The 24700-nt window shown below is 44.1% G+C and carries 6 protein-coding genes; 1 reads left to right on the plus strand and 5 read right to left on the minus strand.

Annotated features, from left to right (window positions below):
- Positions 1 to 47 precede the first annotated feature (47 nt).
- Entirely contained in the window at positions 48 to 2714 is a 2667-nt protein-coding gene (locus tag CAL6303_RS17355; protein ID WP_015199117.1) for a filamentous hemagglutinin N-terminal domain-containing protein, read from the plus strand.
- A gap of 286 nt (positions 2715 to 3000) precedes the next feature.
- Here the strand turns inward: CAL6303_RS17355 and CAL6303_RS28595 are convergent, their stop codons facing one another.
- From CAL6303_RS28595 to CAL6303_RS17380, 5 genes are all read right to left on the minus strand, one after another.
- Positions 3001 to 7893 carry a PAS domain S-box protein gene (locus tag CAL6303_RS28595; RefSeq protein WP_015199118.1) on the minus strand — a complete coding sequence of 1631 codons (4893 nt, stop codon included), beginning with the start codon at positions 7891 to 7893 and terminating at the stop codon, positions 3001 to 3003.
- A gap of 339 nt (positions 7894 to 8232) precedes the next feature.
- Positions 8233 to 10605, minus strand: a complete 2373-nt coding sequence (locus tag CAL6303_RS31225; RefSeq protein ID WP_015199119.1) for a hybrid sensor histidine kinase/response regulator — start codon at positions 10603 to 10605, stop codon at positions 8233 to 8235.
- Positions 10606 to 10673: 68 nt separating this feature from the next.
- Positions 10674 to 16721: an AAA family ATPase gene (locus CAL6303_RS17370; RefSeq protein WP_015199120.1), complete on the minus strand. Its 6048-nt coding sequence runs from the start codon at positions 16719 to 16721 to the stop codon at positions 10674 to 10676.
- A gap of 53 nt (positions 16722 to 16774) precedes the next feature.
- A complete protein-coding gene (locus CAL6303_RS17375; protein WP_015199121.1) occupies positions 16775 to 22948 on the minus strand; it encodes an AAA family ATPase in 6174 nt (2057 codons plus the stop codon).
- Between the two features lie 586 nt (positions 22949 to 23534).
- Entirely contained in the window at positions 23535 to 24506 is a 972-nt protein-coding gene (locus tag CAL6303_RS17380) for a glycosyltransferase family 2 protein (RefSeq protein WP_015199122.1), read from the minus strand.
- Between the last annotated feature and the right edge of the window lie 194 nt (positions 24507 to 24700).

Genomic DNA, 24700 nt, shown 5'->3' on the forward strand with positions numbered 1-24700 from the left:
ACTTTACTGGGAAACCTATATACATAGGTGAAAACGGAGATGGAGTGATGAAAGTAACTTGGGCTGGATTTAGTTTAATTAGTGGAGTATTAGCCTGTGGGATTTACAGCACTTCGGTTAACGCTCAAGTAATTCCCGATGCAACTTTGAAAACAACCGTCTTAGAAAATGGTAACAACTTCACCATCACTGACGGGAATAGAGTTGGTAATAATTTATTTCACAGTTTCAGCCAATTTTCTATTCCCAGCAAAGGTTCTGCATTCTTCAACAACGCTTCAGATATACAGAATATTTTTAGTCGTGTGACTGGTGGTAGTGTTTCCAATATTGACGGTTTAATTAAGGCAAACGGTAGCGCAAATTTATTTTTGCTCAATCCCAGTGGAATTATATTTGGACAAAATGCCAGCTTAAATATTGGTGGTTCCTTTGTTGGCACTACTGCCGAAAGTTTATTATTTGCAGATGGTTCCAAGTTTAGTGCTACAAATCCAGTGGATTCACCTTTACTCACCATAAGTGTGCCAGTTGGCTTGCAAATTGGCAGTAAGTCTAGTTCCATTAACGTTAATGGTGCAAAATTAGCAATTCCAGCAAAAAATACATTTGCATTGGTGGGAAATAACTTAACTTTTGACAAGAGTACGATTACTGCTAGCGATAGCAGAGTTGAATTAGGGAGCGTCGCTGCAAATAATATTGTGGGGCTGTCTACAAACACTGCTGGATTTAACTTAGATTACAATGCGGTGACTCAGTTCCAAAATATGAACTTTAGTAACGCAGCTAAAATTGATGCAAGTGGAAAGCAAGGTGGTGCAATTGTTCTTCAAGGACAAAAAATAACCCTGTCTGATTCTTCAACTATCACTTCCCACACTTCAGGTACAAGTTCAGGACAAGGTATTCTAGTCAAAGCCTCAGATTCCCTTGAAATAATTGGTAGAGCAGCTCTTTCCAACACAGGCATTGCTGCTGACTCCCAAGTAAATGCTACAGGACGAGGTGGTGATATCACAATCGAAGCACCTATTGTCAATATTTTAAATGGTGCCCAAATTAACACCCGTACTCATGGAATTGGAGATTCGGGTAATATTGCCGTCAAGAGTACAACTGTTAATGTGATTGGGGAAGCAATCCATGTGCCTACAAGACTGCGATTTAGTGCAAGTACCATCGCATCGAATACGATGAATGGTTCCAAAGGTGGGGGTGGTAATGTCACAGTTGATGCCACACAAGTTAATATTCGTAATGGGGCTGAACTTCGCTCTAGTGCCAGAGGAACAGGTGATGGTGGTAATATCATCGTTACAGCAAAGAACTTAAATGTGACAGGTGAAACGGCAACAAATGAACCTGCTTTTTTGACAGGAATGAGTACTAGCATCCGTGAAAATGCAACAGGTAGGGGTGGAGATATTATTCTCAATGTCGAAAAACTAGAGGTATTGAATGGTCCTGGTATTCGGACTGGTACTTATGGTGAAGGTATTTCGGGGGATATCATCGTTAATGCTAACGAAGTAACATTAGCTGGGAGTTCTTCCGCAGGAGTTTCAACACGATTTTTTGCATCCACAAACGGTAACTATGATGTAGTTACGACCAAACTGATTAGTTTAGGTAAAGGACAAGGTGGTAATATTTTTCTGAATACTGCCAAGCTTAACTTACTGGACGGAGGGCGAATTTCGACTTCAACTGAAACCTACGGTCAAGCTGGAAATATTTCGATTCAAGCTAATATCATCAATATTGCAGGTGTAAGTCAAGTACCAAGTGGTCAACTGCGTTATACCCTTGATGCGACTGGTCCAAGTGGTTTGTCTGCCTCTTCTACAGGTCCTGGTACTGCGGGTTCAGTATATGTTACCACCCAGGATTTGAGTCTTAGCGATCGCGGCGAAATTGTAGTTAGCGGACTAGGTTCGGGAGATGCTGGTAATATGCTGATTCAAAGTAATCGTATCAATTTGGATCTAGCTAGTAAACTTCGTTCTGAAAGCAATGCAGTTGAAGGAGGCAATATTGATCTGCAAGTGCGTGATGTTTTGCTGATGCGTCGTGGCAGTTTCATCAGTGCAGAAGCGGGTGGTACTGGTAATGGTGGTAATATCACGATTAATGCGCCTAATATTATTGGTTTAGAAAATAGCGATATTATTGCCAATGCGGTGAAAGGTCGAGGTGGGAATATTCAAATTGCAACTCAGGGAATTATAGGTTTAGAATACCGTAACCTCCTCAATCCTATAGAAGTTTCTAGTAACGATATCACCGCTAGTTCCAAATATAATGTGAATGGAACGGTACAAATAAATAACGTTGGTATTGATCCCAACTCCGGGTTAATTGAACTGCCAGAAAATGTCACCGATTCGTCACAACAAATAGTTAGTGGTTGTTCTGAGAATCAAGGTAGTAGTTTTGTGGCAACGGGAAGGGGTGGAATCCCGCAAAATCCAAGTCTTGATGTGAGGAGCGATACCTCCGGTGGACTATATAGCCTACGCACTTGGTCGGATATCCGTGATATTTCTGCATATCGGAAAACACAACCAGTACAAGCCAAAATTCCCCAAACTCCAGAAACCCTTGTTCAAGCTACTGGTTGGTATCGTAATGCCCAAGGAAAAATTGAATTAGTTGCTGATAAATCTTCTACCCCAGCGCAACAATTAAGCTGTGCTGCGGTTTCCAGATAAGATGAATTATACTGTTTCGTTGATTCCTTCCTGTTAACAAAGTTTGGAGGGTTAATTCCCAACAATCAAGGACGACAGCGCGTTTTGTGTCGGTGTCTAAATCTTCCGTATAGCCCTACCTACGGGCATTCCAGAAAGTCGTAGCCTGCCCTTTTAGGGTTTAGTTTGACGTGAAGAAGATCTAAGCGCCAACTTCTCTCCATTACTCATTACTTATACCAATTCAAATAATGATTGCAACACATCAAACAGTAGAGACGTAGCACTGCTACGTCTCTACAAATATCTATCTGTCGCATTGTTTTTTCAAATTGGTATTATTTTTCATCCACTGATTAATTTGAGCAGCCAACTGCTTGAGAATGACGGGTTTGGTCAGATATTCATCCGCTCCTGCGGCTAGACAACGATCCCGATCGCCCATCATCGCCAGAGCAGTTAGGGCGATGATGGGAGTTTTTTGGAAATTGGGCTGCTGACGAATTTGCTGAATGGCTTCTATGCCGTCCATTCCCGGCATTTGAATATCCATCAAAATCAAGTCGGGATCGACATCTTGAAGGAGATCAAGAGCCATCTGACCATCATTAGCAACAAATATTTGATACCCTTTTGCAGTTAAATAACTCGTAATTGTACTGATATTGGCTTCATTATCTTCCACCAGTAAAATTACAGGTAGACTGATGCGATCGCTCTCCTGCATTTCTGCCTGTGTTGTGGTGTTTGATGGAGCGATCGCCGTCGGGTTTGCAGGCAAAATAACCCTAAAGCAACTTCCCACCCCAACCTCACTGGTTAAATGGACTTGTCCACCATGCAGTTCAACCAATTGCTTAACTAGGGCTAAACCTAATCCTGTCCCCTCGTAGCGACGATTGAGGGAACTATCGATTTGCACAAAGGGCTGGAATAATTTATTGATATCTTCGGGCGCAATCCCAATACCTGTATCAATAACACTAATTTCTAAAGTATCTCCTTCACTATAGCGATCGCTAACGGTGTTGATTTGTTGTTGGATATAGTCAACCTGCAAGGTGATTTGTCCGCCATCGGGTGTAAATTTTACGGCATTGTTGAGGAGATTAATTAAAACTTGCCGTATGCGCCTTTCGTCGATACTGATATCTGGCAGGTGGGGAGGAATTTTTAAGTCGAGTTGAATGCGTTTGTTGTAGGCTTGCTGTTTGATAAAGGCAAGGCTGGAATGACAAAGGTTGGTGATATTTGTAGCTAGGCAATCTAGCCCGATTTGACCTGCTTCAATTTTGGCGACATCAAGGATGTCGTTAATTAGTGCCAGCAGATGATTGCTGCTTTTTTCAACGGTTTTGAGTGCTTTTAGTTGGCGATCATTCAACCCACCAAAAACTTGATCTTGAAGTCCTTCCGTCATACCCAAAATCGCATTTAGAGGGGTGCGTAATTCATGGCTCATATTGGCAAGAAATTCGTCTTTGAGGCGGGTCGCACGGATAAGTTCTTCGTTGGTTTGTTGCAGTTGAAGTTCAGCGGCTTTACGATCGGTAATATCAACGATGATCCCATCCCAAACCACGGCTCCATCGTCTTGGCGGTAGGGCATGGAGATCACCTTGACAAACTTTTGTCCACTGGAAGTCACCAGTCTATGCTCAGATAAAAATGGGCTAAGGCTTTGAGCCGATTCCATGATTTTGGCTTGGATGATTGGGATATCATCGGGATGAATTTTCTCCCATAGGTATGCTGAATCTTGCATCACCAGTTCGACGCTAACTTCACCAATCTCGACAACTTGAGGGCTAATGTAGGTCACAGTATCCCGACCATCGGGGTGCAAAACAAATTGATAAATTATGCCGGGGACATTTTCTGTGAGACGGCGAAATTGGGACTGACTATTTTGTAATTCGATTTCCGCTTGCTTACGATCGGTGATATCGAAATTTAGCCCGATCGCTCGCTGGATTTCGCCCCGATCATTTTTCTGCACTAAGGCACTGGAACTGAGAAATCGAATCGTGCCATCGGGATGAATCACCCGAAATTCCGAATCAGTATTGCGATCGCCCTTCAATGCCTGGTCTTGCTCCATCAATACCCGTTTGCGGTCGTCTGGGTGAACCCGCTTGATCCAATCATCGTAATGTCCAGAAAAGTCCTCTGGTGCAATCCCATAGAGGCTGTACATGCGATCGTCCCAAATGAGGCGATCGCCCATAACATCCCACTCCCAAATCCCGACCTTTGCACCTTTAAGTGCAAGTTCTAGCCGTTCGGATAGGGAGTTTAATTGTTGTTCGGCTTGTTTACTTTCGGTACAGTCTAAGACTACCCCATCCCATACCACATCGCCATTATCCAGTCTTTCGATACTAGATGAATTGTGTACCCAGCGCAGCCCGTGCCGTGGTAAAAGTAAACGATATTCGCAGATGAACGGTTCTAGGTTTTCTGCACAGGTTTGGATCTTCTCCCACAGCCAAGGAACGTCATCAGGGTGAATTTTACCCCATACTTGGGTGCTATCTGAGACCGCATCTTCGGGTTCAACTTCAAAGATTTGTCGAATATGGGAACTCACATAGGTCAACTCATCTGTTCCATCAGGATGAAGAACGTACTGATAAATCATCCCCGGTATGCTTTCAGTCATGCGATGGAATTGGGCTTGACTTTCTGCTAGGGCGAGTTCGGCGATTTTGCGATCGGTAATATCAGTTAAAGTGCCTACATGACCAATAACATGACCTGAATCGTCAAATTCGCGGGCGGTCTGAACGTAGAACCAATTAATCGTCCCATCAGGACGCAAATGCCGACCAGTCCAAGTGTTTAAAGTGATTTGATCGGGTCGTCCTTGTTTATTAACTTCAGCCCAGGTTTGGGCGAGATTGGGGCGATCGTCAGGGTGGATCGCCTCAATCCATCCCCGCCCTAAAGCTGATTCCATTGGTCTACCGGTCATTGTACTCCAACACTCGTTGACGTAAGTACAATTTAGTTGGTCATCCATGCGGTAAATAGCGACAGGCGAAGCTGCGGCGAGACTAGCATAGCGACGCTCACTTTCTATGAGGGCGAGTTCGGCAGTTTTGCGATTAGTAATATCAGCTGCAATACCCACCGTGCCTGCTAAATTACCATCTGCATCCCGAAACGGTGTCTTTGTCGTCTCTAACCAGCCCATTTCACCATCGGCTAGGGCAATTCGCTCTTCAACCACTTTGCGCTGGCGGGATTGGAGAACTTGGAAATCATCATCTCGGTAGCCTTGAGCCAGTTCGGCGGGCCAAATGTCATAGTCGGTTTTGCCCACTAGTGCTTCAGGTGTTGAGCCACAAACTTGAGCAAAGGGTTGATTTACTGCGATAAACCGACTTTGTTCATCTTTGATCCAGGCAATGTGGGGCAGATTATTCAGGAGGGCTTCTAGATGATTTTGTTGGAGAATTAGCTGCTTCTCAATGTTTTTGCGATCGCTAATATCCTGATAGGTTCCCAGTACCCCAACTACTTCACCCTGCAAATTGCGTAATGGCAACTTATTGGTTTCTAACCAAATTTGTTGTCCATCGGCTTGGTACTGCGGTTCCACGATGCCGAGTTTGGCTGTCTCAGTGCTGATTACCGTGCGATCGTCTTGGCGATACAGTTCAGCTTCCGTTTCCCCCCAAGGCATTTCATAGTCGGTTTTACCAATCACCATCTCAACACTGGTTACATTGGCATCCCGCAAAAAATGACGGTTACAGCCAAGATAGACCGAATTGCGGTCTTTCCAGAAAATGGATAGGGGGAAGGTGTCCAGCACGGTTTGCAAAAATTGCTCGCGTTCCTGAAGCTCTTGGGTGCGTTGCTGAATCCGACTTTCCAATTCCTCATTCAGATGTTGCAGAGCTTGGGTTGCTTGTTCACGCTCAATGGCAATACCCGCAAGATTTGCAGCTTTGCCCACCGTTTCTATGTCTAGGAATAATGGTTCTTGTGGCTGACGATAATAAATTGCAAAGACTCCTAATAAATTTTCGTCGCTGCCCAAAATTGGCACAGACCAAGAAGCCCGTAAGCCGTGTGGTAATGCCAGATGCCTATAATCCTGCCAGAGGGGATCTTGCTCAATGTCGTTGGCAATTACCATCTCCCGTCGATAAGCTGCTGTGCCGCAAGTCCCGCTACCATCGCCGATTGGTATCTGGGCGATGGAGGCGACATATTCCTGGGGTAAACTGGGTGCGACTGTATCACATAGCCAACCATCTCGACAAAGCATAATCGAGCAACTGCTTCCAGAGATGTAGCTTTCAATATCTCGTAATAAATTTGTCAGAATCCTTCTGATGGGTTCTGCTTTGGCAATCTGTTCGAGAATGGTGTTTTGACTTTCTAGTAGGAATTCAGTGCGTTTGCGATCGCTAATGTCCGTAATCGTGCCCACGTAGCCGATCGGTTGACCCGTCGCATCCCGCTCCATTACCGATTGCCCAAACACCCAACGCTCTGCGCCATCGGGACGTTGAATACGGTACTCAATTCGCATCGGTCGATTTTCACGCAGAGATTGCTCAAATTCTTGGGTGATTCGCTCCATATCTTCAGGACTGTATCCCTGATACCAGGGCTGACCCATCAGTGTGGTTGGCTCAATGCCTATAATTTCACAGTAGCGATCGTTGGCGTAGGTACAAATCCCTTCTAGGTTTGTATGCAATATTCCCACAGGCGTGGCAGCTACTAGGGAAGCATAGCTAATTTCACTGGTTAATTCTGAATTATTTGCTGTTCGGGTACATTCAGCTTGTAATTTCTTCAAGCCATCGTAGGTGACAAGTCCCCTAAGTTGCTGCTGCTCATTAACGATCGGTAAGTGGGTAATTTGCTGCTGTTGTAAAAAATCGATCGTTGCCGCCAAATCCTCTAGGGCTGATTCGGGGAGTGTGATCGGCGGCTGGGTTAACACTTCCCGCATGGTGAGTTGGGCGATCGGTTGTTGTTGCGCCACCAATCGGATAACATCACGCTCTGTGAATACACTTAGCACTTTCTCAGCTTCTAGCACCACCACACAGCTTGCTGGCTTGTCATCTGGCATAGAATCTTTGATCCCACTCATTTTCTCAACTGCCGACAGCACTATTGTATCTGATGATACTACAGATGGATGGCGTAGGATGGCGGATTCTAGGTTCAACATGTGGTGCTATGCTTTTTGAGTGCGTTGGATTTGGCTAACTCGATTCTGAACTTCTTATGCTGGTAATGAGCAAATAAATAGGGCTTACAGAATAACTATAAAACATTTATTTATCAATGCTTTAAGCATTTTTATCTACGGAAAGTGCAAATAAATAAGGGTTTGAGGCTTAAAAAACTTGCATTCAGATTTATTGGAATACGGAAAAACAGAAAAATAAAGGTAAAACTGTTGCCTGTTCCCCTTACCCGACCCCCACTAGAAGACTTTTACAGCTAACGCTGCGCTGCGCGTTTCTTGGATGCCCGAAAGGGCTATACAGCAACCCCTAAGTATTAGTTAGTTTAGGGAATTCGCAGATCGATCTGCTAACACTATTTGAATCGACTGTGCTAAGTTTTTGAGCTTAATCGGTTTGCTAATATAATCATTAGCACCAGCAGCGATACATTTTTCCCGATCGCCAGTCATAGCCAGGGCAGTCAGAGCAATAATCGGTAAATCGGCAAACTGCGGATGGCTACGAATTTCTTGCATCGCTTCAAATCCATCCATCCCCGGCATTTGGATATCCATCAACACCAAATCGGGACGCGCAGATTGAACCAGATCAATCGCTTCTTGCCCATTATTTGCGACCACCAGTCGATAACCCTTGGCTTTTAAATAGCTGGAAATTGTGCTAATGTTTGCGCTATTGTCTTCAGCTAACAGTATCAGGGGCGAGGTAACGGCGCAAACCCCTGATTCGAGGGTGTCTGCTGAAGTTGTAGACTCCAGTTGCAATTGCAACACTTGTGCTGTTGCATCAACACAGGGTAGCTCCACCGAGAAACAACTACCTACACCCACCTCACTAGTCAAGCCGACGCTACCGCCGTGGAGTTCGACGATTCGCTTGACCAAAGCTAGTCCTAACCCCGTACCGTCATATTGACGATTGAGGGAACTATCGATTTGGATGAAGGGTTGAAAGAGTTTTTTGATGTTTGCGGGTGAAATACCAATTCCCGTGTCGGTAATACTAATTTTCAAGAAACTTGGTCGAGTATTTTTTACTTCTAGGGTAATCCTTCCACCCGCTGGGGTAAACTTGACCGCATTATTCAAAAGGTTGATTATGACCTGGCGAATCCGGCGTTCGTCTCCCATCAAATCTGGCAGATTTGGGGGGAATTTGGTTTCAAGGGTAATCTGTTTGGTATGGGCTTGTTGCTTGATAAAGGTCAGACTAGCTTGGCAGAGGGAGGTGGTGGATGTGGGTGTAAAATCTAGCTCAATGTGACCAGATTCGATTTTGGCAACATCCAGAATATCGTTAATTAGTTCGAGTAGATGGGAACCACTGCGCTCGATGGTGGCTAAGGCTTTGAGTTGACGGTCGTTTACATTACCAAACACCTGTTCTGTCAACCCTTCCGTCATCCCCAGGATGGCATTGAGGGGGGTACGCAACTCATGACTCATGTTAGCCAGGAAATTATTTTTCAACTGCTGAGACTCGATGAGTTCTGTATTAGTAATTTGGAGTTGATCGACAAGCTGCTGTTGCTGTTTGAGCATACTAAAAAAAACATTGGATAAATGATCAATTTCATCTTTAGCTGGTTGGTATTCACTTGGCTCGATCGATGTCTCATTACAAGCATCCAAAATCGGTTGTAACCGTTGATTGAGGCTCCGCATAAACAGCAAAATCGTCACAGCTAAAAAGATCGCAGCCATTAGAGTTGCACCTAGTGCTCCTTGCAAAGCTGGCATAACAACCGCATGAACAGGGATGGAGTGGATCTCAATCCATCCGCTACTGGGTATTTGTTGATACACGAAATATGTACTATTAACTTCCAGAAAACCTTTGGTTTGACCCTGAGCCAGTTGGCTTTGAATTTCACCCCACACAGAGTTGATAGCCGGAAGCGATCGCACATGAGCAAGTTTGCTAGCAAGACTGGGATCGAGAGAATAACTCAAGATTTCTCCGCCTTGGGCGATCAGTGCAGAGTAACCCAGGCTATCGGCTAGTTTTGATCTATCGTGAGATTGCTCTAAATCCTTGAGATTAATATCACCATTCATAATGGCGATTGTTCGACCATTTTGATCGAGAATTGGTCCAGAAAAGGTCATTAAGGGAATCGGATATACAGGATTGAGATAAGGTTTCGACCAGAAGTAATCATTGACCTTAACTGCGTCCTGATAGTATTGCAATTCAGGATACTTATCTGTCTGCCAGAGTTCAACAAGACTGAATCGACTATCAGCAGAGAGTTTCGTGCCGCGATTTGGCATGGTTTCTTCTATATAAGGACCAAACCACTGCCGATCGACCAAGCCATAGGGAAGTTGCATGATGCCAAATCCAGTAATTAATTTGGGGCGAGCTGCCATGAACGATTGCACTAACTGTTCATATTTTTCAGGCGATCTCACTCCACGGAGATGTACGAAGGTTGTGGCGGCAGCAAGACTCTTTAAATAAGCTTCACTTTTGATCAAGGCGGCATCCAACTCTCTAGCTTCTATATCTGTCTCAGCGTGCAATTGTGATATTCGAGTGGTTTTCAATTCCCCATAAAACAATCCGCCCAGCCCACCCAAGCTGACCATCGCGCCGGTCATTACGGCTAAAAATAGTCGAATGCCAATCGAATTCATCCCGAACTTGACTGGTAGGGTTGGCTTGCTGAAAGGGGGGGAGATCTTCATGGATTTGTAAGCGTTGGTAAAAGCGGTGATGAGCAAATAAGTATCAGTTAGTTCAGGGAATTGGTAGATCAATCGACTAACGCCGCTTGAATTGTCTGGGCTAAGTTTTTGAGCTTAATCGGCTTACTAATATAATCATTAGCACCAGCAGCGATACATTTTTCCCGATCGCCAGTCATAGCCAGGGCAGTCAAAGCAATAATCGGTAAATCGGCAAACTGCGGATTGCGACGAATTTCTTGCATCGCCTCCAACCCATCCATCCCCGGCATTTGGATATCCATTAACACCAAATCGGGACGCGCAGATTGAACTAGATCAATCGCTTCTTGCCCATTATTTGCGACCACTATTCGATAACCCTTGGCTTCTAGATAACTATAAATTGTACTAATATTAGCCTCATTGTCCTCGGCTAATAGAACCAGGGGTGAGGTAACGGCAGGGGCTTCTGATTCGAGGGTTTCTGCTAAAGTTGTGGACTCCAGTGACAAGCTCTGTGCTGTTGCATCAACACAGGGTAACTTGAAGGAGAAACAACTACCTACACCCACCTCACTAGTCAAGCCTACGCTACCGCCGTGGAGTTCAACGATTCGCTTGACCAAAGCTAGTCCCAACCCCGTACCGTCATATTGACGATTGAGGGAACTATCGATTTGAATAAAGGGTTGAAATAGTTTTTTGATATTTTGCGGTGAAATGCCAATTCCGGTATCGGTAATGCTAACTTGTAAGAAACCCGGTTCTGAATTCTTCACCTCTAGGGTAATCCTTCCACCCTCTGGGGTAAACTTGACAGCATTATTGAGGAGGTTGATCATCGCCTGGCGAATACGCCGTTCGTCTCCCATCCAATCTGGGAGATTTGGTGGGAATTTGGTTTCAATGGTAATCCGTTTGATGTGAGCTTGCTGCTTAATAAAAGTTATACTAGATTGGCAGATGTGGTTAACAGAAGTAGGCGCACACTTAAGCTCAAGATGTCCGGATTCAATTTTGGCGACATCGAGAATATCGCTAATCACTTCCAGCAGATGGGAAGCACTGCCCTCGATCGTCTCTAGCGATTTGAGTTGACGCTCATTGACAGCACCAAACACCTCTTCGGTTAATGCCTCAGTCATGCCCAGGATGGCATTGAGCGGGGTACGGAGTTCGTGACTCATGTTGGCTAAAAATTCATCCTTGAGGCGGGTGGCACGGATAAGTTCTTCGTTGGTTTGCTGGAGTTGCAATTCAGCTTGTTTGCGATCGCTGATATCACGAAGAATGCCATAAAACCCAATAATATTGCCTAAAGGATCAAACATCGGGGCATTGTTGCATGTCACCCATACCCAGTAACCCGCTTGATGTTTCATCCTAAATTCTAGTCCTGTTTGCTTTTCACCTGTGTTGAATAACTGCTGATTAGCAGAGATGATGTGGGGCAGATCTTCAGGATGGATCAGTACTCCCAAAGATTGATGGAGAAATAAATCAACTTCATAACCAAATAAATCGTAGAACTGAGGAGAGAGATAACTAAAGTTCCCTTCAGGTGTAATCGAGTAAATCAAATCGCTGATATTTTCCACCAATTCCCGAAACTTATTTTCGCTTTGTCGTAATGTTTGGTATAAATACACATTTTTGAGAGAAATAGCTGCTTGGGTACAGATGGAATTGAGGACTTGGAGCCGATCTGGTGTAAACACCCTACTAGTTAATTGATTGTGTAAATAGAAAATCCCCGTCAGTTTACCTTGGTTGAGTAATGGTAAACAGAGAAGACTCTTAGGGTGGTGGTGCTGAAGATATTCATCAATCACAGGTAAATCAGTATCGAGATCGTCGATCACCACCGCCATGTGACTATTTTTGACATACTGAATTAACCTGAGCGGAATCTGGTCGTTTTCTGCCAAAGGAACTTGACAAACTGTAGTGGCTTCAGGAATTGCGATCGCTTCTAAATACCAGTTGCCATCGTTATTGGGAAGCATCAGGACACAATAATCTGCGCCAGAATTATGTAAAATAATTTGGGTCAATTGCTGCAAAATATCTTGGAGTTCCATTGTTCTTGATAAACTTTGGGAAGCTTGAAGAATTGCCGCCAAATCTACTTCTGGATTACCAGTAGAACTATTAGAATTACTCGTTATAATTAGCCGATCGATATCGTCAATATTTGTGACTTGATTTATATCTAATTGGAGCGATTGTCTTATATCTAAATTCAATGAATCTGAGTAACACTGTTCCAAGTCATCGGTTTTGGCTTTCGCGCCCCACTGCTGATAGCAATTATAGGCTTCCTGCATATAAACAGTGGCAATTTTTGGTTTATTCCATTCCAAATAAAATTTGGCAGCTAGTTCATTAGCCAAAGCTTCATCCTGAATAAAACCATTGGTTTTGGCACAAAGGATCGATCGATCGTAAGCTTCCATCGCATCAATTTTGTTTCCGAGTACCCGATTTTGTTCTGCTACCACTAATTCACATCGATGCTGATGATTAGTTGGAGCCATTGTTGCCCAATAGTTTAGTTTATCCTGAAGCTGTTGCACATGTATTAGAATATCTTGCTGGCGTGATAGTGAAGCCGTCTCATACTCGGCTAGTTGAACCAACGCATCAAACCAAAAGTAGATAGGAACAGAAAATGATGCCACAACCCCATCTAAATATTCAACCGCTTGAGCAGACGATTCGGCAGCTTCTGGAGCTTTACCAAATAGATAATAGAGAACCATTTGGTTGAAATAAACCTGAAATAATGCGGCGCGTTGATTAATAGATTTTAATTGTGGAACAGATATTTCTGAGTTAAAGACTTGTCCTGATAGGATATAAGGAGGGTTGCATTGCCCTAGTAAGTTAAGCGTAGTTTGTTGGGCAATCTGATGAGCAGATATAAACCCTGTGTGCCGGACTTTAAACATTGTTCTCAGATGGGCATCCATCGTTTGACTGAGTTTGTTTAATTCTTGCCCTACAAAATAAGCATATTGACAATAAAAATATGTACTCATATGGGCTGTTTCTAAATCCCCAGAGTCTAGACCACTGAGACTCGCTTCTTGCAAGCGCGGAAGAATCTCACAGAGAGATTTTTTCCAATGTTTAATGAAGTAGTGAACGACACACCAACTTCGACATTTGGCGGCTGGTAGTTGAAATTTTTCTAGCAGGCTTAATGATAGTTCACCAAAATTATAACCATTGTCAATATCGCCGATGATGCCGCACAAAATTAAGCCGTAGTCATGGTATGAATGAATAGAGACAGGACAATTTCCAAATTGAATCGATAATTCAACTTGTTTAAACATCAGTAGTGGCATTAAGACAGGTGCTGCTATATAAGCAGCCGGAGACAAGGATGTCAGGATTTCCATTGTAGCGAGTAGCCTCGGATCGCTCATCAATGGCAAATCCAATAACCCGATCGGCGCAGTGTGATTCCACAGTAAGCGCGTCTGCCCAAATGCTTGATCGATATCCGCCTGCGTTGGTTGTGATGGAAATTCAATTCCTAGATTATTTAATACTTTTAAGCCAATCTGAATTGCTGCCAAAAATTGACCTTGGGCTTTGGCTACCGCAATTTGGGTTTGCCGAACTTTAATTGTATCGAGTAAGGTTTTGGCTTGTTGCAGCACTGGGCGTGCCAACTGCTCCACTTGCTCAAAGTTAGCATTGAGATAACTTGCCTCCACAATTTCTTGATGAAGTGCTAGCATGAGCGGGTAATGTTGCTCCCATCCAGGTGCGGGAGTCAATTCTATCCCCATTGTAAAATAGGCGATCGCCGATTCATAAGCGGTTGCTGTTTTGGCTTTACGTCCTGCGGTTAGATTTAATTCTGCCAATTGTTTCCGCTCTTGGGGATGTGCGATCCGATCGCTACCAATATTCAAATGATTGACAATCTCAAATAATCTTGCTTCTCGTTCCTCTGGTAAAGTATTGCGGAACAATAATAGCCCAATTGAGTGATGAATAGATTGTTTTTCGTCTTCTGTGATTAGTGAATAAGCTGCTTGTTGCACGCGATCGTGCAAAAATTTATAGGATATAGTTAGAGCGTCATCAAGTGGCATTGATTCACTGGATGAGAATAATTTAGCGGTTTCACCAATCGGTAAAATTAGCCCTTCTTGTAATGCTGGGAGAAGATTTTTCGCCACTAAATCTGACTTTTGTTCGCCAACGATGGTCAACGTTTGAAGGTCGAATTTATTGCCAATACAGGCGGCTAATTGCAATAGTTCTTGGGTGGATTTAGGGAGTCGAGCTAACTGCTGAACCATCAGATTTAGCACATCATCAGTGAGAGCGTCGATCGACACCTGGAGTGGATCAAAAAGCCAACAGTTTGCTGGTCGATCGAGTGAAATTGCCCCATCTTGGTGCAGTCGTTTGAGCAACTGGGTCGTAAAAAAAGGATTACCGTTGGTATGACGATATACCAACTCTGTCAACGGTAGTGCCAAAGCTGTCGTGCATAGTAATGTATCGGCAACTAGTCGATTGATGTTAGTTTGTGTCAGTGCAGGGATTTCGATCTGACTTACCGTTGTCCTTGACGCGATCGCCTGCTCGATTGTCAACATCAATGGGTGGTTGGGGGAGACTTCATTATTACGGTAAGCCCCGATCATCAATAAATAACTACTTGAAGATTCTCCAGCGATGAGTAACTGCATCAATTTCAGTGATGTCAAATCTGCCCACTGTAAGTCATCTAAAAAGATCACTAACGGATGTTCCGGTTGAGCGAACAACCGCACAAATTTGGGAAACAATAAATTAAACCGATTTTGGGCTGCATCCCCGGTTAGTTCTGGTGCGGGTGGCTGAATCCCGATGATTGATTGCAGTTCGGGAATGACTTCAATCATCACTTGGGCATTGTCTCCCAAAGCTGCCAAAATTTTGCTTTTCCAGATCTGAAGTTGGGCATCAGATGAAGTCAGTAAATTGCCCATCAACTGACGAAAGGCTTGCACAAATGCCGCAAAGGGAATATTACGATTGAATTGGTCAAATTTACCGCTAATGAAAAAACCCTGCTGCTTGGTAATCGGTTTATGAACTTCATTAATAACAGCAGTTTTACCAACACCGGAAAATCCAGACACCAACAACAGTTCGGAGTTACCCTGGGCAACTCGCTCAAAAGTATTGAGTAGGGTTTGAACTTCAGCCTCTCTACCGTAAAGTTTTTCGGGGATGGAAAATTGATCGCTCAGATCTTGGGTGGCGATCGCAAATCGATCGATCTGTTCGCCTTGTTGCCACTGACTCAAACACAGTTCCAGATCGTACTTGAGTCCTAAAGCAGTTTGGTAACGATCTTCGGCATTTTTTGCCATCAATTTGCTGACAATATCTGATAATACCAGTGGCAAGTTAGGACAAAGCTGGCTAATAGCGGTTGGTTGTTGTGCTAAATGACAATATACCAATTTTATCGGGTCATCAGATGGGAACGGTAATTGGTGGGTCAGCAATTCATATAGCGTTACCCCCAAGGAGTAGAAATCGGCACGATAATCAACACCCCGATTCATCCGTCCGGTTTGTTCGGGGGCAATATAAGCTAGAGTCCCTTCTAGCTGATTTATTGTGACGATCTGGGCTGTTTCTTTGGGTAATCGGGAAGCAATCCCAAAGTCAATCAGTTTGACGTGATGCGTTGTGGGATGAATTAAAATATTAGCCGGCTTAATATCCTTATGGATGATCCGATGATGCGCTAGATCGTGGAGGATGTGAGCCAGTTGGATGGCAATATTGAGAATCTGCGTCAAAGAAAGAGAATGGGTTTTAAGATACTCTTTGAGGGAAATACTGCCACAATCTTCCATGACAAAAGCATAACTATTATAAAAAGGTTCCAACCCTAATGGTGCTGGGATGCCAGGAATCGGCAAATGGAGGGAAATCGTATATTGATTACAAAGCTGGATTAATTCATTTTGACTAGGCTGCGTCGATCTCAATACCTTGATGATTACAGACCGCCGATCTCCATGCCGCACAGCCCGATAGACTGCGGCGCGATCGCTTACAGAGATTTGGGTTAGTATGGTGTAGCCTTTGATCTGCGGTAATTTCATGGGACGTGGGTGGGTGTGAAGGAATCGGATTTGATGTTTGGTGGCAAACAAAGTTAATTCAGGTTTTGTTCGGAGTCAGGTGTTACTAATAGTTGTTGAATCGACTGTGCTAAGTTTTTGAGCTTAATCGGCTTACTAATATAATCATTAGCACCAGCAGCGATACATTTTTCCCGATCGCCAGTCATAGCCAGGGCAGTCAGAGCAATAATCGGTAAATCGGCAAATTGCGGATGGCTACGAATTTCTTGCATCGCCTCAAATCCATCCATCCCCGGCATTTGGATATCCATCAACACCAAATCGGGACGCGCAGATTTAACTAGATCAATCGCTTCTTGCCCATTATTTGCGACCACCAGTCGATAACCCTTGGCTTCTAAATAGCTGGAAATTGTGCTAATGTTCGCGCTATTGTCTTCAGCTAAGAGTATCAGGGGCGAGGTAACGGCGCAAACCGCTGATTCGAGGTTGTCTGCTGAAGTTGTAGACTCCAGTTGTAACCTCTGTGCTGTTGCATTAACACAGGGTAGCTCCACCGAGAAACAACTACCTACACCCACCTCACTAGTCAAGCCTACGCTACCGCCGTGGAGTTCGACGATTCGCTTGACCAAAGCTAGTCCCAACCCCGTACCCTCATATTGACGATTGAGGGAACTATCGATTTGGATGAAGGGTTGAAAGAGTTTTTTGATGTTTGCGGGTGAAATACCAATTCCCGTGTCGGTAATACTAATTTGCAGGAAACTTGGTCGAGTATTTTTTACTTCTAGGGTAATTCGTCCACCCGCTGGGGTAAACTTGACCGCATTATTCAAAAGGTTGATTATGACCTGGCGAATCCGGCGTTCGTCTCCCATCAAATCTGGCAGATTTGCGGGGAATTTGGTTTCAAGGGTAATCTGTTTGGTATGGGCTTGTTGCTTGATAAAGGTCAGACTAGCTTGGCAGAGGGAGGTGGTGGATGTGGGTGTAAAATCTAGCTCAATGTGACCAGATTCGATTTTGGCAACATCGAGAATGTCGTTAATTAGTTCGAGTAGATGGGAACCACTGCGTTCGATGGTGGCTAAGGCTTTGAGTTGACGGTCGTTTACATTACCAAACACCTGTTCTGTCAACCCTTCCGTCATCCCCAGGATGGCATTGAGGGGAGTACGCAACTCATGGCTCATGTTGGCGAGAAACTGATCCTTGAGGCGGGTGGCGCGGATTAGTTCTTCGTTGGTTTGCTGGAGTTGTAGTTCTGCTTGTTTGCGATCGCTAATATCGATCACCACCCCATGAAAAATGTGTTCTTCAGCGTAGGGAATTAACGTCACCATCACTTCAGTCCAAAAAATCTCCCCATTTGCCCGTTGATGGAGCCACTCAAATTGATGACTACCATTTTTGGCGGCAATCACCATCATTTCATTCGCTGCCTCTAAGGACGATTGACCGTTTGCCTGAAATTCTGGAGAAATTTGAGAGGGATGCATTTTATACAGTTCGTCTGGGGTATAACCAAAGAGTTTGAACGCCGCTGGGTTACACTCAATAAAGCCTTGTTGACCTAACAATACAATGGCATAGGCTGATTGATGAAAAAGGTCTTTAAATCGGTTCTCCGATTGTTGTAATTGAGCTAATATTACCTGGAGTTCTGCGGTAGATTGGCGGGATGCTCGATAAAGTTGGGCATTTTCTAGCGCAATGGCAGCTTGGGTACAGAGGAAGTTGAGCAGCAACAGGCGATCGCTGGTGAACACGCCACTACTGTTGAGATTTTTTAAGTACAAAATCCCCATCAGTTTTCCTTTATTCAGGATTGGTAAGCACAAGACGCTTTTCGGTTGTCGCTGATTTAAATATGGGTCGGCAATTGGCGACTCGGTTTTGCCATCATGAATAATTACTGTTTCGTGGGTGTTTTTGACGTACTGAATCAACTGAACAGGTAGCTTGGTATTACCCTCTAGCGGTTCTGCACAGATTTCATTTGCTTCAGGGGTGGCAATAGCAACTACAGACCATTCCCCATCAAGATTGGGCAGCATTAAGGCACAGCGATCGCCCCCAGAGTTTTGTAAGATAATTTGAGTGAATTGGCATAGTAACTCATCGAGTTCGATCGTTCCGGCAAGGCTTTGGGAGACTTTGAGAATAGCGACAAAATCCAGCACTGTATTAAAACTACTATTGGAGCCACGACTAGAATTAGCCGAGGAATGAATTGAATAATTGGGTGCTGAAATACTCGCCAAGGTTTTCAGCATGTTGATGGGCTGAAACTCAGATTGCAGAATAGGGCGCAATAGTTGGGGATAGGAGGTTTCTAGATCTGCGGTTTTGGCAGTGGCTCCCCATTTGGCATAACAATAGTAGGCTTCCTGCATGTAGCCAGCAGCGACTTTTTCTTTGCCCAAGTTAAGATAAAATCTTGCAGCTAGTTCATTGGCTAGGGCTTCTTCCTGGAGATAAAGATTAGTTTGGGCAGCCGCGATCGCCTGATCGTATAAGTCTGCTGCTTGGCTCCATTTACCAGAGATCCGCAGCAGTTCGGCATCTAGCAACAATACTTGCTGCTGATAATTCATTGGGGCTGTTTTGGCTAATTTGGCGATGTGTTGACGACTAGCCCGAATTTTGGCGATCGTTGCTTGCTGTTGTTTTTTAGTTAGCTGCGGGTATTGCCCCAACCGTCCTAGTGCTGCATAAAAATAGAATGACAGTTTTAGGGCAGTACCATCAAGCAATTGCAGCCGCTGTTCGATGACAGGAATCTCTGCCATCGCTACTGGATAACGATGAAATAGTACGGCTAAATTGAGTTTGGTGAAACTGGTATAAATTTGATTATTATTGGCGAGATCTCGATCAGCGATCGCATTCTCATCAAACCATTGACCGTTCAATTGGCAAGGATCTAGAGTAACTGTGGTTAGGCTTTCTATTTTCTGACAGGTGAGTTGATGCAGCAAGGTCATTGCCGGTTGCTGAAGATCTTGCACCGTTGGCAAAATGGCGATCGCCTCTTGCTGAATATCTTGAAGATTGTGTCCGAGCCAATAAGCTTCATTAAAGTGCGTAATTAAACTATAGGCGGCATACTCCACATCACCAACTTCCAGGCTCACTTGATAGGCTTGTAGTAACACAGGAAGGGTTTCGTGTCGAGATTCTTGCCGATAGGCAATGAAACGATGCCAGAGAAACAAAGTGGGTGCCAGCGCCGCCTTAGAATTGTATTGATGGCATAGTTCGATCGCCGCTTTGCCAATAGCATACCCTCGATTGACTTGACCGAATTTTTCGCAGATTAAATAAGCGTAGATAATATAACCCATGGAAGATTTAGGCACATTACCGTAGCGTAAATACAAGGCAATACCCTCAAAAGTAATAAAGGGCAGCATTTCCGGCATCCCCGCCGCCGTCGCCGCCCCAACACTATTAAACAAACTACAAGCTGCTAATTTTTTTGGTGCCGACATTGGGGGCAGTTTGAGCAAGTCTTGCGGGCTTTTCTCGATCATTCGATAGACTGTCGTCAAAAATCCCCATGCCGTTTTGAGGGGGGATGGTTTTTGGGGTAGATATACACCAAAGTTAGACAATGCTTTACGGGCATACTCCACCGCTTGACGGGGTTGATTTTGACCCACTAACACCAAAATTTGAATTTCATAAAATTTGACCCGATCTAACTGATGTTTAGTCTGCGCCAACCCGATGGCGAGTAGCTCGATCGTCCGCTTGTAATTGCCATTCAGGTAGGCAACTTCAGCCGCTAGTTGATAGAGTTCTAAGGTGATTGGATATTGTGTTGCCCAAGACTGTGAGGGTAAAAGTTCTAGTCCTGTATCAGCATATTTCAGCGCCGCATCATAGGCAGTTGCCGCTTTTGCCTGTTGAGCAGCTTGTTGGTTAAGTTGAGCCAGTTCTTGCCGCTCTGGTGCAGCGGTAATTAGGGATATTCCATAGTTGAGTTGATTGACAATTTGAAATATCTGTAGATCGAGAGTAGCTACGGGGATGCGGGCTAATAGTAGCCGCCCGATTTGGAGGTGAACTGCATTGGCTCGGTCTGGGGGAATCAAGGAGTAGGCAGCCTGCTGCACCCGATCGTGTAAAAATCGGTACTTACAACCATCCGCATCTAGCAGGGTGAGGTTTCCTGGATTTTCATTCCGGCTCTCACTATCCACCTGAAAAAATTTGTAAATTCGATCGAGGGGGACGATAAATCCGTCCTGAAGGGCTGCCCACAGACCTGTTGCCGTCTCGGTAATCGATTCTTCGCAGACGATCGCCAAGGTTGGCAAATCAAACTGTGAACCAATACAAGCCGCTAATTTCAAGATGCCTTGAGTTGCTTGGGGCAGTTTTTGCAACTGCAACGCCATAAATTCCACCACGTCATCTGTCAAAGCAGCATCTTGCACGCGGACGATATCACACTGCCAATGCCCAGCATCCGCAGCAAAAATGATCAGCTTGTCTTGATATAAGGCTTTGAGAAACTGGGTAGCAAAGAAGGGATTGCCCTGAGTTTTTTGCATCACCAGTTCGGTCAAGGGCTGCGCTAACTGCTCCGCACAGTGCAGGGTATCGGCGATCAACTGATTTAAGCTGGGCTGGCTGAGGGGTTGGAGGGTAATCTCATTCACCGTTGCCCCCGCTTTGCACACTGTATCTAGGGTCAACATCAATGGATGCGCCGCAAAAACCTCGTTATCCCGATAGGCTCCCAGCAGTAGTAAATAGCCAGTAGTCGATTCTGCCATCAAGACCTGGATCAAGTTCAAGGAAGCAGAATCCGCCCATTGCAAATCATCCAGAAACATCACCAAGGGATGCTCTGGAGTCGTAAAAACTTGAATGAACTTTTGAAATAGACGATTAAATCGATTCTGAGCCGCAGTTCCCGACAATTCAACCGCTGGTGGTTGCGAGCCAATCACCCATTCGAGTTCTGGAATCACCTCGATGATGACCTGACTGTTATCTCCCAAGGCTGCCAGAATTTGGGTTTTCCAGATTTGCAGTTGCGCGTCGTTGTCACTCAACAACTGTGCTATTAAACTCCGAAAGGCTTGCACAAAGGCACTGAAGGGAATATTGCGGTTGAATTGATCGAACTTGCCTTTGATAAAATAACCGTTTTGGCGGGTGATTGGTTTATGGACTTCATTCACGATCGCCGTTTTACCAATTCCAGAAAACCCCGCCACTAGCGTCAGTTCGGAACTACCCGCTGCAACACGGTCAAAGGCATCTAATAAAGCTTGGACTTCGGCTGCGCGACCGTAGAGCTTTTCGGGAATGAGGAAGCGATCGCTTACATCTCGTTGCCCCAACTCAAAGGCTAGGATTTCCCCTGTTTCTTCCCATTGTGTCAGGCATTGTTGTAAATCGTATTTGAGTCCGATTGCGGTTTGATAGCGTTCTTCCGCATTTTTAGCCATCAGTTTAGACACGATCGCCGCCACCATCTCAGGGATAGCTAAATTCACCTGATTAACTGGTTGAGGGATCTTAGCAATATGGCAATGTAACAGTTCTAGGGGATCTTCTGATATAAAGGGTAAGGTGCCACTCAATAACTGATAGAGCGTCACGCCTAACGCATAGAAATCAGCCCGATAATCAATACCACGATTCATCCGTCCACTTTGTTCCGGTGCCAGATAGGCTAGGGTTCCTTCCAAAATGTTAGGATTTTCGATTTCCTGGGTTTCTTTTGGCAGCAAGGAGGCAATACTAAAGTCCATCAGCTTGACCTGTTTCGACTCAGGATGAATCAGAATATTAGCGGGTTTGATGTCTTTATGTACTACCTGGTGCTGGCTCAGATCTTGGAGAATATCAGCGAGTTGGAGGGCGATTGTCAACACCTCCATTAAATCCAATGACTGCTGCTGAGTGTATTTTTCTAAGGAAACACCACCCCAATCCTCCATCACCAGAGCATAACTACTCCCTAATGACTCCAAACCCAATGGTTGGACAATGCCACGACTGGGCAGATTTTTGGTAATTGTATACTGGCTACGAAACTGCACCAACTCATCAGAACTTGGATACTCACGCTGCAGCATCTTGATCACTACCAGCCGCTGCTGAGTTGTCTGCACCGCTCGATACACTACTGTTCGAGACCCCAGATATAACTGTTCAACAATGGCATAGCCTACAATTTCAGGGAATGTATTAGAAGAATTGCTTGCTGGAAGGTTCATGATTCTGGGGTTATTAAAACAAGTCGCAAGTAAGTTTTGTGACGGGTATTTTACAAGGCAGCTTTGCGGGATCATCCGACGGGAGCAGTGCCGCCCACGACACAAAACAGCGCAAAGTAAGTGGGGGCTTTGCCTCCACTTAACTTTGTCAGAAGTGCAAACTTAACGGAGGCAAAGTTTGTAAGAAAGCTGCCGTCGTTAGGCAGGGGAATAAAACCCCCAGACTTTGTTCAAGGAGATGTATCTATATGTAGTTCACTATGTAGTTCACCTAAGACCTTACCCTCCGGGAAAGCATGTCCGCTAGTGAAGCAAGCTTTTCAGTTTTGATACTGAGAGCATGTCAAAATTGGAATGAATTATCGAATGGTTGTTAGCCTTTTTATGCTAACCATTAGCTAAAAGCTAACCTATCAGAGCATATCCCAATTGACATATTTTCAACTAGGCGATCGCTTATTCTGATGTTCAGAGATCTGAACACTTATTTTATTTTATACAAGTGAAATCGTTTTTGCCATAACAATATGTATGGACAATTTGGAGATTTGATTAAGTTTGTAACCAAAATGATTCTGGTGAGATTTTAACTTTTCATCTCCGCGTAAGCTTGGTAAACACCCTTGACGTTGTACCAATTCAAAAATATTCGTGCTAATTCTAATGCTAATCGAGATTGCCCGATGCTAATTAACCATTTTAATAATGGTAACATTGTCCGCTCATTCAAAAATCCATTTAGAGTCAGAGTACCCCAGAGTATTTTGTGGAATAAAGTCATCTGAATCATCATTCTGACATCTAAAGTTGGATGTTTTTGATAGAATACAACTCCCATTTTACCGCGTTGAATTTCTTGATCGATTAATTGGGGTATTTGTTCAATATTAAATGCTGGATGCCAGTGATATCCTACAGCTTGGGGACATTTAATCAGTTTGAGACCCAGATTTTTTAATCTCACTCCCAGTTCTAAATCTTCCCATCCATAAAGCTTAAAACCAGTATCAAATAAGCCAGCTTTTTCTAACCAATGTTTAGGAATAGCGACATTTCCAGTAGCAAAAAAAGCTCGTGAAAAATCAGTTATTTTATAGGGTTCAGCGGTGGGATTTTCAAAATTACTCGTATTAATTACTGCACCATAGGTAAAAAATTGATCGTTACCTAATTTATTTTGCCCCTCTACCAATGCATCTGCGTGGGATTGCAAAAATGTTTCTGTTACAACTAAATCGCTATCAATAAATATAATTGTGTCACCAAGTGCTTTTTCCACACCTAGATTTCTTGCAGCTGCTGCACCTTGGTGATTTTGTTCAACGGTGCGGACATGGGGGAATTCACTTTGATACTGCTGCAACCATTCTATAGTTCCATCGGTGGAGCCATCATCAATAACTACAATTTCGTAATCAGTAATGACACTTAATGAACTCAACTGTTGAGATTCTAAAGCTTTCAGACATTTTTCGAGAATCGGTTTGCGATTATATGTCGGAATTACAACACTAAAAAACACATTTCCCCCTACAACACAATAACCCTTATTTAGCATAGGACAGGTCGGACACTAAGGCAGTTCCAATTTAACCGATTAAATGGAAGCAATGACGATGCCCAAAGTAACATGTTTTTAATAAGAAACCTTGCGTAAGTAAAGATTCTGATACTGAGCTTGATATTTTGGAATGGTTGCAAATACAACGGTCTTGAGCGTGGATTCAGCTATCTGGAAAGGGCAGATACGAT

It is taken from the genome of Calothrix sp. PCC 6303 (assembly GCF_000317435.1).
Classification (GTDB): domain Bacteria; phylum Cyanobacteriota; class Cyanobacteriia; order Cyanobacteriales; family Nostocaceae; genus PCC-6303.

Bases quoted from the DNA above. Each gene is read 5' to 3' on its own strand.
- CAL6303_RS17355 (WP_015199117.1), top strand. From the start codon at position 48: ATGAAAGTAACTTGGGCTGGATTTAGTTTAATTAGTGGAGTATTAGCC.
- CAL6303_RS28595 (WP_015199118.1), bottom strand. From the start codon at position 7,893: ATGTTGAACCTAGAATCCGCCATCCTACGCCATCCATCTGTAGTATCA.
- CAL6303_RS31225 (WP_015199119.1), bottom strand. From the start codon at position 10,605: ATGAAGATCTCCCCCCCTTTCAGCAAGCCAACCCTACCAGTCAAGTTC.
- CAL6303_RS17370 (WP_015199120.1), bottom strand. From the start codon at position 16,721: ATGAAATTACCGCAGATCAAAGGCTACACCATACTAACCCAAATCTCT.
- CAL6303_RS17375 (WP_015199121.1), bottom strand. From the start codon at position 22,948: ATGAACCTTCCAGCAAGCAATTCTTCTAATACATTCCCTGAAATTGTA.
- CAL6303_RS17380 (WP_015199122.1), bottom strand. From the start codon at position 24,506: ATGCTAAATAAGGGTTATTGTGTTGTAGGGGGAAATGTGTTTTTTAGT.